Consider the following 13112-nt stretch of genomic DNA (forward strand, 5'->3'; position numbering starts at 1 on the left):
AAAAGCTACTATAACTCCAACAAATCCTGGAAGTTATTGTAATCTATTGATAAAAATTGAGGTACAGATATGACCTTAATCTCAAGAGCTTCCCTCTTCCAGCCCCCATCTTCCTTAAAACTTAAATCCGATGCTGAGATATATCCTTGAAAAATCAAGTTGATTATTTCTGGAAATATTAAGATTGATTGGGCCTATAAGGGATTCATATCCAAGGTTTACCCCATAGCCGAACATTTCAAAGCTGTCATTGAAAGGAGAAAACTCCTCACCTACTTTTCCATAGCTGAAAGAAGGCGTTAAGTATAGTCTTTTCATGATTCTGTACTGAAGCGATATACCTAGTTTAGCCACAGAATTCATAGGCAATTCTTTCTGACGGAGACCATTAAACTCAGGATTTAACAAATCGTAATTGTATTCACTCCCCCCAATATTATACTTCTGATTGAGGAAAAAGTAAGGTACTGTATCTTCTCTGTATGAACCAAAACTTGTTCCAAGAAAAAGATTAATCTTCGCTGTCAGCCTTCTTGTAATAGGATGAGCAAAGTTTTCATTCAGAGTGAATGATACCAGATTCTTTGGTAAAAAATAATCCGGGTTTTTAGGATTTAAAATAGGATATAACTGAGGCTGCACAACCTGAAGATCATACAGCTCATATTGATCTCCGAAATAAAGCCTTGTACTTACCTGAAGGTGATTTCCTTTGGTAGAGAAGTATCTCTTATTCTGATTATTCTGTTCAAACTTCAGAAAAGCATTAAAATTACTATGGTTATAGAGCTTTTTGCTAAAATTATCAACTTTTGACTGATCCACTTTATCCAACAAAGTATACATCCTTTCGGCACTGAATTCTGTTCCCAAAGAAATAAAAGCATTCGGAGTAATATTATAATTCAAAGCCACTTTTCCGGTAATATTCCGGTACATGTGGTTAGGAAACTTTGTCGTAGAGTCTTCATCATCATACCCAAATGTTCTGAAAATTAAATCGTTACTTTTAAGATGAACCATTTTAGCTTCAAGATCTATCCACCAATGGTCGCCACTCCCCAGAAAACGCTGGTAAGCCAATTTTGCTTTAAAACGTTCTGAAATATCGATGGTAGCCAGAAACCTGGATCTATTGGCCAGAATATTTCTGTAAGTATAATTTACAATAATTCCCACAGATTGCTCCGTATCATAGTGAAGAGCCAGCTTAAAAGCTCCTTTCTTAGCTTTTTTAACGAAAATATTCATCACAAGACCATCACCTTCATTGGTATAGGTGTAATATACTTTTTCGTACTGGCGCACTCCAAATACTCTGTCTATCGCCTCATTGATGGTTTTCACATCATAATACTTCCCTTCCGTTAATCCCAGTTCTTTTTTAATAACTGCAATTTCGACTTCATCGGTAAGCGGAGTGCCATTTTCTTCATTGAAGGTAAATTTCGTTGTAGGAAGCTTTACTTCCTCAATCATTTCATGTTCGTACTTAATACCCAGCTTTTTCTGAGCTTCTGCCAGGGCAACAAACTCAGGAAGATGCTTTTTGGCTTCTATTTCCCCTATTTTAATAATCTTTCTGAACCTTGCAAAATCTTTTGTGGTAATATCTCCCAAAGGATCTACAAAATCTACCAGAATGTTAGATAAAGCCTTCTGATGCTTAAAATCTTCCACAGAACGGATGGCATGCGTCTGATAGATCATTTTCATGGGGTTTTCAATCTCTTTTTTTGTAAAAAGCCTGAACCCTGTATAGCCGCCAATAACAAAATCTGCCCCCATCTGTCGAACTTCATTGGCGGGATAATTCCGGTCTAATCCCCCATCTACCAAAAGTTTTCCATCAATATAAACCGGAGCAAAAGCTGCAGGAATTGCCAACGTAGCACGAATCGCCAACGGGAGAGATCCTTTTTTCTGCATAATCAGACCTCCGTTTTCAATATCTGAGGAAGTAAGTTCTACCGGAATTCTTAATTTACTGAAATCATTGATATGCTTAGCGTTAAAGGTAAGTGTATTCAAAACCTCGCCCATATACTGCCCTTCAATATAGGAACTGGGAAGCGTTGGAACTCCTTTTACAACCGGAAACTCCAGAATATATTTATCATACTCATCCTTTTCGCTGATATTGACCTTGCTGTAAGGGATTTTATTACTCAGAATCCTGTTCCAATCTACTTTATAAATGGTTTTCTTCAGCTGGTCAGCATTATACCCCATTGCATACAATCCGCCCAAAATACCGCCCATACTGGTTCCGGTAATATAGTCTACCTTAATTCCAAGGGAGTCTATCATTTTCAGAATTCCGATGTGAGCAAATCCTTTTGCTCCGCCTCCACTCAGTGCCAAGCCAAATTTTGTATCCTTTGTTACATTTTGCAATCTGATATTCAGAGAATCGTTAATCTGTTGGGATTTTAAAAAAAGAGAAAAAATGATAGTTCCCAAAATCAGGAGTTTTTTCATGAGAAAACCTGTTTTTATGTGTATGAAAATTTTACCGTAAATATACAATTATACCACAAAAGCTAACAAAAAACCTCATCTATTTACCTATTCAAGAAGAACTTTAAAAAGTATTTATTATTAACGAAACGTTTAATGACCATCAAAGTTTATTGAAAAAAAATATTACTGCTGTTTAAATTTAACGCAAAGATTTTATAATGCAGTTGCAATATTTCAAGGAAGCAAAGATGGAATCAACTTCATTGATTCTTTCTAAGCGTACGCATAACCGTGTCGCTTCATCGGCGATAAAGTCGCTATTCTTTGCTCCCTAAAATAAAACTTTGCGTTAAATTAGCTTTGATATTTTAAAGAGAAATTATCAAAAAGATAGTATAATTTTAGTAGGACTTTATAGTTTCCACAAAATTGATATCCGGGTTCAGGATTTCAAGAATAAGGCTTTTAACAGACCTCATGGCATCATCAATATCTCCTTTGTCGAAAACAAGAGAAACCATTCCTTTTTTAGCCTCTGCAAAACTCCAGATACCCGTTTCAATTGGATAGCCCCAGAACTCAGGGAGATGTTGTATCACATAATGATAAATGCACAGCTGCAACGCTTGCTTTCTGTCGCTGTTATGAAAATACTGCTCTACATTATCTTCATCAATTTTTACGTGGAGATTTTTAATTTTAGCCGTTTTATAATCAATGATCCTTAAAGTTCCGTTCAGTTTATCAATTCTGTCGATAAATCCCATGAAAGAAATCTTATCCTTTCCATCAAGATAAAACTCTACATTTTCGAATCTTCTTTCGATATCGATAATCTCTAATGTATTTCCTTGTCTGATAAGGTCAAGGTCATGATTCAGAACGTTTTCAATCACCTTTTTCGCAATGGCTTTGTGGATGTAGTTCATTCCTTTTTCATAGAATTCAGGCTGATGTTTCAACTTCTCAATCGCAACATTTATATATTTATCTATTGCTTTAATTGACTTCTCTAAATCACTTTCTTTTAAAACCTTACCCTTCAAGATTTCATATACTTCCTGAAGTGAATAGTGAACTAAATTTCCATAGTTTTTCACCGATAGTTCTTCTTCAATTTCGTCCGATTCCGATGTGTTCAGAATCTTCGATAAGTAAAAATCAATCGGGTTGTAAAGATAGCTTGTAAGATGGGATGCCGATACTCTTTCCTTCCATTTCTGAAGTCGCTCCCTCACAATTTCCGTCTTGGAAATCTCTATAGGTTTTGTGATAATGGGCTCTGAAGAATTCTCAATAATCAGGTGCTCAATTTCATGAGAACTTTCCATTTCAATTTGGGTAATGAAACGGCTTTTTTCACCCGTGTTCACTCCCGAACTTAAAGCATTATACAGCAAATGAACATTCTTCGCATCCTGAATCAGTCTGTAAAAGTGATAGGCATAAATACTGTCATTTTCCAGGAATGTATGAAGATCAAAGAATCTTCTGATATCGAAAGGAATATAAGTATTCTGGGAATTTCCCAATGGAAGTTTCCCTTCATTAACTGAAAGCAGGATGACATTTTCAAAATTCAGAAGACGTGTTTCCAACAATCCCATAATCTGTAATCCTCTTAATGGCTCACCCTGAAAATCGATACTCTCAGAATTGATATGCTGGTTGATGAGAATCTCCAATGTTTCCATTTTGACCTCAATATTGTACGGAGTCAACTGGTTCTTAATAATCCTAAAGGCATTCTCGAAGTGAGAAACATTTTCATATTGTATATCATCAATTTCCAGCCATTTCACCTGGTGACAAAACGAAATAAGAATGTCCAGATAAGCAGTGGTACTTACGGCCTTCTGCAGAAGACTGAAATAAGACAATTCTCCCAGAAGCTCATTCAGAAGCTTATTAGAAATATACACGATATTCCTTTCTTCAATTTTCGTTTTAAAATCATTGATGACCAGCTCATCTTTAGCCGATTTCGGAAGCTCTTCAAGAATAGGAAATACATCTCTGTAGTAATACGAAGTTTTATTTTTTTCCAGCTGTTTCTGCAGATAGAAAAGTCGTTTTACCGCATTGGAGAAAGACAGATTCTTCAATGGGAATCCCATCGTGATATTCAGATTATCTACCCCATGCATCACATCCAGACTTGCAGGAAGAAGGTTTTCATCCAGCAAAACAACCGCTGTATTCGAATAGGTTTTATTATTGATTTCCTTAAAGATTTCCGGCAGCACCTTAGTTTGCGTTACATTTCCGGAAACTTCATATACCTTGATTTTTTTAGGTTGATTAAAGTCATCCTCTATCCACTGGAAAGTTCTGTTATCATCAAATTCTTTCCATGTTTTATGGTTTCTCAGGAATTTACCAGCCTCTTGTCTTTCATCATTAAAATAATAATGGTCTGCCTGAAAAAAGCACTGAGCCTTATTCCATTGCAGAAGGCTTCTTACCAGTTTTTCTTCAACCGGTGTAAAGGCATTAAATCCGCAGAACACGAACTGCTCCGAGGTATTCTTCGCAAAATCAGAGATACTCGCTTTAGCAGCCTCGTGAATCATTCCTGAGGTTGCCCAGTTCTTTTCCTGTAGTCTGCTTTTTAATTCAGGAAGGAAAACATTCATATTCTGCCAGAAATTAAGAAACTTCTTTCTGGGTACATCATCATCTTCACCAAGGTTCTGTGCCCATTCTTTAATCCTTTCCTCATCAAACATGTACTGTAGAACCGCCTGATCACTATCCGAAAACTTCAGAATATCATCCCAATCCTTCTGCAGAGTGGGAAACCACTTCAAAAAGTCAGAAAAATTATCTCTGGGAATGAGATTCAGACTTCGGTATACATCAAATGAAAAAAGCCAGAGTGGAATTCCCTGGATCACCTGTTTATCGGCAATCATGTTAATCAACTCCTCAATGGTAAAAAAGTTGGGAAGAAATCCCGAATAGTTGTTTTCCTCGAGAATCTGCCGGATAAATACAATCGGACGTTTTCCGGGCAGGATGATGTTAAACGCAGATAGATCCGGGTTTTGTGCCAACAATTCGTGAATGATCTTATTGAGGAATTTCAAGGGGCTTGATAGCTTTTAAGGTTTTCTAATTCTTGAGAGATAGCAGCATTATATTCTGCCTGTTTTACTTCATCCATTCCATGACGGGTATGTTTGTCATAGACCATCTGAAAGTTTTTATACTCAATGGATATTGTAGTATAAATCGATTTAAATAACCTATTGTAATCACCGGAATTTCTGATCTTTTCAGCTACAGTTTTCCTGAATTTCCTTACAAAAAGCTCTGCAATATCAAAATGTCTCTGCTCATGCAGCAGAATATAATCATTGATTTTTTTGACGTCTTTCCAGGATTTATCTTCGTTGAATATCGTCTTTATTTCAATCTTCACCGGTGACTTCGGGTTACTGGATTTCACCACAGAATATTCCCAACCGCAATTGGTATACGCTGCAACATCCGGATTATTCCTTCTGTTGACAGGGCTTTTAAAATTATCCCATACCAGCTTTTGTTCTTCCTTCCAGGTAATTTTCTGTCCAAACATAACATTAGCCGCCAACAGACAGAATACAAAAGTCAATTTCATTATTTCACTACAATCGTTTTTGTAATCCAGTTATTTCCTCCGTTCCAGAAAGTAAAAGTATACTTCCCTACTCTCTGTGGATTGAAATTAATCTGGTTAACTGCTGAATAGCTTTTTTGAGTACAAGGACCATTGGAAATGTACTTATAAGCGGTCACAGTTCTTTTAAAATTGCCATCATAAATATAATCATAGGCATAAAACCCCTGACACTGAGATGAATATGTGGAATACGTTTTAATATGCTGTATTGCAAAAATATCCATGGTATCATTGGCAATCTTAACACTGTCAATCTTGACCTTATCAATGGATTCGATCGTCTGATAATCATCGTCATTACACGAAACCAATACAAAGCCAAACAATAATGCTGAAAATCCAATATTTAGAAGCTTTTTCATAATCTTTTAATTTTCTGATTATCAATACATATTTAGCAAAAATATTCCTTATTCAAATAAAATCAGGAATTAAAATTTCCTTTTGATACGTAAACTACTTTTTTAGTATCAAAGAATTCTCCATCAAAATAGTGTTTCAGATTGAAAATTTCACATTTAAGTCCGGCAAGTTCTTCAGCAAGATCTCCACCTTTTAAATATAAAATCCCGTTATGTTTAGGGTTAAACTGTTCTTTTTCAAATTTTCCTTTCAGCCATCTTAAGAATTCAGGCATCTGGGTTACCGCTCTGCTCACTACAAAGTGGAATTTTTCTTTTAGTTTTTCCGCTCTTCCGTGGATGGCTGTTACATTTTTCAGTCCCACTCCTTCTGCTACAGCATTCACCACGCTAATTTTCTTCCCTATGGAGTCAATCAGGGTAAATTCTGTATCAGGAAAAAGGATTGCCAATGGAATTCCTGGAAAACCTCCTCCGGTTCCAATATCCAATACTTTCGTTCCTGGAGCAAATTCCATCACTTTAGCAATTCCTAACGAGTGAAGAACATGCTTTTCATACAACGATTCCATATCTTTTCTGGAAATTACGTTGATCTTTTCATTCCATTCATTGTACAGGGTTTCCAGCTTTGCAAACTGTTCTAGCTGTGTTTCGGTAAGATCCGGAAAATATTTTAATAGTAACGATGTAGACATGTGAATTATTATAATCTGCAAAAATAAGTTTTTATTGGCTTTATTCAAACTTTAGAAACACAAATTACAAAGGCACGGAGCTGTTGAAGCAAAATATTGGAACTGCTTTTTAATAGCCTATACCTCACAATCAGACTTCTGGAGGATTATTTCTTAAGTATCCATTGATGTTACAGCTCCTTTTTACTAACAGTTCCCTATGATTTTTGAACAGTATTTACTCATCGCAATAAAAAGTGATATTCCTTTTCTCGCAGATAGCTTTCACTTCTTTATAATTTTTGAGCTTTAAACCTCTTGCATGAATTGTTTTTAGCTTTGGAGCGTTTAAAATTTCAATTGGAAATTCTTTAAGCTGTGTTCCTGAAACGTTAATCCAATCTAAATATTGTAAAGTGCCTAGGCATTTTGATAAATCCTCAACACTACTATTTTCTACAATTAAAGAATTTAGATTTTTTAATTGACAAATGGAGCTTGGCAATACTGTTATTGGGTTACTACTTAAGGATAGTGATTTTAATGATTTTAGATTTGAAATTTTATTTGAAATAAGTTTAATATTGTTCTCATCTAATTTCAAATATTCTAAGGAAGTAACTTTATATAAGCTTTCTGGAATTATATCAATATCGCTTTGGGATAAGTTTAGTGTTTTAAGTGCTTTTAATGAAGATAAGTCCTCAAAAGATTTGATATGGCTCTTATCAACAGTATTACTAATTATTGAAAGGCTATCGAATTTTGTAATCCATCTGGGAAGATATTTTACTGATTTTAAATAGATGAATTTGACATTTTTTAATCTTAAATAGCTCAATGAGTCTCTTTCTTTCCATAGATCATCTATAACAACACCTTTGGTGTCTTCAATAGAAGACTCACGTAATTTTTTTTCATAGAAATCTAATGGTGCAGAGTTATATTTCTGGCATGAATAAAATAATGGAAGCAATAATATAATTATCAGGCTTTTCATACTTTTAAGTCTTTTATATAAAGAGCGTGAATATAGTGGTTAATTGTTAAACGGTTATACTTGTCATTATCTTCTATACTTTGTACAAGGATTGACGCTTCTTTTGCTCCTTGACTTTTATTGGTTAAATATACCTTAAAGTTTACTGAACTTTTATCATATTCTATTACTTCATTTTGTAGAATACTATTAAGTAGCTTTTCTGATATGTCAATAAGGTCAAAGCCTAGATTATATTCTTTATTTATTCCATTAGTTCGGTTTAAAAATTCTGTTAAACTTCTTTTACCATTTAAGACCTCTTTTTGTAGTTCTTTATTCCATTGTTCAATAATAAATTCATCATTTTCAGCCTTCATTCGATTTACAGTATCCATCACAAATGGTGGAATGATTGATGGTGGTGGAATCTTGTGGTCAGCAGCTCCTCTTAATAAAGCAGCCATATCAGATAATACACCAAAGATCCCCATAACTTCGCCTACAACTTTTATTTTCCCGGCAAGACCTTTTCCGGATTCATGCTCTATTGCGTGAATACTTTATTCATTATCAATGTAATATTCTTTGTACTTGTCATTTTCTTCAATGCTCTATTCATACTGATGCCTCATTTCTTCCAGGCTTATTCATCATAATAGAATGTAATATTTCTTTTTTTACAGATAGCTTTCACTTCTTTGTAGTTGTTGAGTTTTAAACCTTTTGCATTGATTTCATCTAATTTTGGAGCATTTAGAATTTCTATCGGTAAATAAGATATACTCGTACTAGATATGTCAATACTTTCAAGATTTTTCATGTTTTTCAAACATTTAGGTAAATTTGATATACCAGTATTATTAATGGGTAAGCTAACTAAATTCGAAAGGTTACAGATTTCATCAGGAATATTAAGTAAGTCCTGATTATCAGAAAGTAAAATAATTTTTATTTCTTTTAAATTCTCTATTTGAGTGTCAATCTTTTCTATATCGTTATCACTTAAATTTAGCCTCTCCAATTTTTTTAGGTTATATAAAGATTGCGGTATTTTAATGATATTATTATGCGGTAGCTCAATATGAGTTAAGTTAACATTTTTTCCAATGTCTTTAGGAATATTATTTATCTTTATTTTTTCAGAAAAAGATTCTATACTTTTTAAATGTTTGAAATTTGAAATCCAAATTGGAATAGAATCAGTATCTGAAAAATATATGTTACGAACGTTTTCAAGTCTTAAATATGTAAGCGAATCTCTCTTTGTCCACAAGCTATCAAAAATAATTTCAGTTGTTGAAGTAGGAAATGCCCTTAATGTTTTTTCATATTTATCATACGGTTGTTTATTATACTGCTGACATGAAACAAGTAAAGGGAAAATAAAGGTTATATATTGTAGAAATTTCATTGTTAAATTTTTAGATCATTTACAAAGATGGCATGAATATAATGAAAAGTAGTCTCTCTATTATATTTATCTAAACTTTCCATTGATTGAATTAACAATCCTGAGTCTTGACTTCCTTCTCCAATATCAGATAATGATTCTAGCATTTTAGGAGAATTATTATTTGTAGGGTCTTTAATTGCGTCAATTTCTTTATTCAAAATTTTTTCGATTCCTTCTTCGGTCATATCAATTACTTTAAAACCTAATCTTTTTTCTTTATTAATATTATTTGTTTCTAGAAAACGCTTGATGGTTATTTTTCCTTGCCTAATTGCTTTTTGAAGTTCTATATTCCAATGTTCAATAATAAATTCATTATTTTCTGCCATCATTCTATTTACTTCCATCATTACAAAAGGGGGAACAATGGACGGCATCGGAATCTGATGATCTGCAACTCCTCTTAATAAAGCAGCCATATCAGATAAAACCCCAAAAAGACCTGCAATCTCTCCAACAGTTTTTATCACACCAGCCATACCACGTTGAGTTTGAGCTTCCAATTGATTTATTCCACAAGATGTTTCACCTGGGATACCAGTTCCTCTGTTTACTCCTACTTTTATCTTGTCCTTAAATTCTTTATCGATTTCAGAAATATCTAAGTCATAAAAGCGAGAAGTAGTTCCTTTTCTTCCTGTATTAAAAATCAATTCCCCTTTTTCTAAATTTCTAACAGCAATTTTATAAGCTCTTTTTTCAAAAGTAGTTATTTCCTTCTTAGAATCAATACTATAAGGTTTTGATAAAGTATTGATTTTATTTGTATATAAACCATTCTTCATAGCTACAACATACCAAGGACTTCCATCATCATTTGAATAGATTGCCGGCAGCAGATGCTTATCCGAAGCATGAACGAAAATAATAGGTTCTACTATCGGCTTAGGTTTAACTTTCAGGTAATTCCAGTTTTCCCAGGGCAGCTCCGCTACTTCAATAAAGTTATTTTCATCAATATATTTACACCTGAAATAAAGTTCCAGATCCCTGCCTTCATCATTGGCCATCATTTTTATCAATGAGTCTTCGCTCAAAAGTAAAGATATTACAATTTCAGAACTTTTATTTAGTTTCCAATCCGTTAGCACTTCTTTATTTTCTGGATCAGTGCTTACCATATTAATCGTTTCATATTCCTTCGCATTCTTATGTCCAATCAATTCCTTATTGGCAAAGCTTAGAATGTAAAGCAGAAAATCAAATTCATCCCATTCCCGTAATTCAAGGTTTACTTTTTTTCCTTCGGGAGACTTAATATTCTTCATTTTCAGATGAAACTGAACCTTGTCCCCCAATTGAGCTTCCTTTATTTCCTTACCCGCTTCATCTGTCCACCAACCTTTTTCAAAATATGTATATGAGGATGGTGCTTCCTTTGGCTCTCCAAAATTGGTTCCCCCATCTGCAGTGAAGTGGCTTCCTTGTCCGGCGTACACTGAAAACTCATCTGTGTAAACTGTCCAAGTCTCACATTCTATGCTATGAGTACCACCTACTATTCTTGTAATTTTTCCACCTGCCATATTTAGTGCATTTTAGATTTTTCTCCACTGTTATTTTCAAAGTTACCTTTTGTATGAACCTCATTCTTTCCATCAGATACAACCTGTTTTTTCCTGGATTGGTCTGTAACATCCTTTGCCTTGGATTTTCTTTCTCCCTGGGCTATTTCCATAATATTTGCTGCCATCAAAGAATAATCACCTCTGGCATTTTGCAGCATCATTCCAATTGCACTACTTGTATGGTTCGCCCCGGCTGTCTCAGAGATATTCTGTCCGGCGTTAGAAATTAGGTTCTGTCCGGCATTAATGGTTATGTTTTCCCCAGCATTGAAAGTCATATTCTTTGGTGCAGTCACAGTAATATTTCCCTGTCCATCCATAAAGTAAGTATTACCGCTCGGATCTATAATCGTAATACTGCCTTCTGCATCATTCATCAAAATACGGATTCCACTTCTGGTTTGAATAGATTTCAGATAATTGTTGACTCCACCTCCCAATGCAACATTGCCATGAAACATTCCGCCCATGGCAAAAGGGAAATCTGGATTATGATATTCAAAACCTACCATAACCTGGTCGCCAATTTCAGGAATAGCTACAAATCCTCTGTTCTGACTGATAGTATCTGTTCCTCCTGCGTCCGGGCTCATCATTCTGATAAAGCTTGTTGTATCGTTTAATTGCCAATCGAATTGTACTTGTATTCTCCCTTGGTTTAAAGGGTCAACATTCGAGATAACAGTTGCCACTTGTGGCTCGGCTTTAGGCTGTACAAAATCAGGTTTCGGCATAAAACCTGTTCCTTCAGCAATCGCTTCGAAGCTTCCTGTATAATATCCTCTGGCATCAACCTCATGACTTACTTCAGTAATCATTAAAGTAGTAAAATGGGAGGTTTGATTGCTGTCTGGCTTCCTCATTGCTAAATCAGCTACACAACCAATATACAGAAACGGAACTGTTGTTTCTCCCGAAACTGTAAAAACATCCACTGCCTTACTTCCTCTTGCACTTTTTTGAGAATCATCTACATCACGAAACATATTGGCATTAATGGGAGTAGGAGTTAGTGAACGGGTTTTAAAGATAGTATCATTCAGTTCATAAGCTTTGGCTGATAACTCACCTAAGTGTTTAATACGATTATCAACACCCAACATTTTTGTATGGCTGCTGCTGTTATACCCAAAGTATTCAGGTTTTGTATGTACTGCATTTAGTTCTATGGTAACATCACTTACGTTACTGCCATCAATAAGCTTAATGGACTTTTCATTAGGTGGAAGCTTTCCAAAATGTAACATTTCACCATCATAATAAAACTGTTCTCCGTAGGCTTCGGCCATTCGGACGAGATAATTATAATGAGTCTCACAATACTGGGCACTGTAGTTGATATAGCTGTTATTTTGAGTCTCTACTCTAAAGTCAAAATCATTCGTACCCAATGCTTCCTTAATCACCCTGTCTGCAATAATCGAAGTATTTACAGATTGATTTCCACCAAAACTTTGAGTATGAGGGGCAGAATCCATCAGTATGGTTGGACTGTAACCTTTGAGTACAATGTTTCCTAAACTCATTTTTTCTTTGCTGAATGATACATTTGTAATAATTCCTACGAATGTTCTCTCTGGATTTTCATGCTCTGGATCTTTGTATTTGAATGTGACAGTCAATCGTTTTCCCATAAACTGTTGTGCCTGTTCAAGATTGTAGTTTTGGATTTCATTCAAAGAATCATGAGCAAGGATAAGCTCAAAACTATGATGTGTTTTAGCGCTCTGCTGTAAACGGAAATGTTTAAAATGATGAATGAGTTTTCCGCCAGCTATTATATCAAGTTTAATTACCCGATTGACCCCCGAAATATGGTTCTCAGAAATCTTCTCTGAATTTGAGATATTTTTTTTCATTCGTTGATGTGTGTTTTTAATTATATCACCAAATGTAGATAAAAAACAATGCCAGAGTAAAGTATTTTTGATACTATTTCAAAA

General features: G+C 34.7%; 10 protein-coding genes. All 10 read right to left on the reverse strand.

The features are described from left to right. Nucleotides 1–114: 114 nt before the first annotated feature. Entirely contained in the window at nucleotides 115–2481 is a 2367-nt protein-coding gene (locus J2772_RS14010) for a patatin-like phospholipase family protein (protein WP_209917689.1), read from the reverse strand. A 383-nt stretch (nucleotides 2482–2864) separates the two neighbouring features. Further along, nucleotides 2865–5552: a PD-(D/E)XK nuclease family protein gene (locus tag J2772_RS14015; RefSeq protein ID WP_209917690.1), complete on the reverse strand. Its 2688-nt coding sequence runs from the start codon at nucleotides 5550–5552 to the stop codon at nucleotides 2865–2867. Next, entirely contained in the window at nucleotides 5549–6085 is a 537-nt protein-coding gene (locus J2772_RS14020) for a DUF922 domain-containing protein (protein ID WP_209917693.1), read from the reverse strand. The genes J2772_RS14015 and J2772_RS14020 overlap by 4 nt, the downstream gene beginning before the upstream one ends. Next, the gene (locus tag J2772_RS14025) at nucleotides 6085–6489 is read right to left on the reverse strand and encodes a hypothetical protein (RefSeq protein WP_209917694.1); all 405 of its coding nucleotides are present in this window, start codon (nucleotides 6487–6489) and stop codon (nucleotides 6085–6087) included. The genes J2772_RS14020 and J2772_RS14025 overlap by 1 nt, the downstream gene beginning before the upstream one ends. A 62-nt stretch (nucleotides 6490–6551) precedes the next feature. Beyond that, the gene (gene rsmG / locus J2772_RS14030; RefSeq protein ID WP_089733955.1) at nucleotides 6552–7187 is read right to left on the reverse strand and encodes a 16S rRNA (guanine(527)-N(7))-methyltransferase RsmG; all 636 of its coding nucleotides are present in this window, start codon (nucleotides 7185–7187) and stop codon (nucleotides 6552–6554) included. Nucleotides 7188–7404: 217 nt separating this feature from the next. Continuing rightward, nucleotides 7405–8166, reverse strand: coding sequence for a leucine-rich repeat domain-containing protein (locus tag J2772_RS14035; protein ID WP_209917696.1), 762 nt, complete (start codon nucleotides 8164–8166; stop codon nucleotides 7405–7407). Then, nucleotides 8163–8639 (reverse strand): hypothetical protein, encoded by a 477-nt coding sequence (locus J2772_RS14040; protein ID WP_209917698.1) that lies wholly within the window; start codon nucleotides 8637–8639, stop codon nucleotides 8163–8165. Before J2772_RS14040 ends, J2772_RS14035 begins: the two co-directional genes overlap by 4 nt. Before the next feature lie 152 nt (nucleotides 8640–8791). Next, complete coding sequence (locus tag J2772_RS14045; protein WP_209917700.1) at nucleotides 8792–9559, reverse strand: leucine-rich repeat domain-containing protein; 768 nt, start codon at nucleotides 9557–9559, stop codon at nucleotides 8792–8794. 2 nt (nucleotides 9560–9561) lie between these two features. Continuing rightward, nucleotides 9562–11127 carry a hypothetical protein gene (locus J2772_RS14050; RefSeq protein WP_209917701.1) on the reverse strand — a complete coding sequence of 522 codons (1566 nt, stop codon included), beginning with the start codon at nucleotides 11125–11127 and terminating at the stop codon, nucleotides 9562–9564. Between the two features lie 2 nt (nucleotides 11128–11129). Continuing rightward, nucleotides 11130–13028, reverse strand: coding sequence for a type VI secretion system Vgr family protein (locus tag J2772_RS14055; RefSeq protein ID WP_209917703.1), 1899 nt, complete (start codon nucleotides 13026–13028; stop codon nucleotides 11130–11132). Nucleotides 13029–13112: the final 84 nt, after the last annotated feature.

This window comes from Chryseobacterium jejuense (assembly GCF_017877355.1).
GTDB lineage: Bacteria > Bacteroidota > Bacteroidia > Flavobacteriales > Weeksellaceae > Chryseobacterium > Chryseobacterium jejuense_A.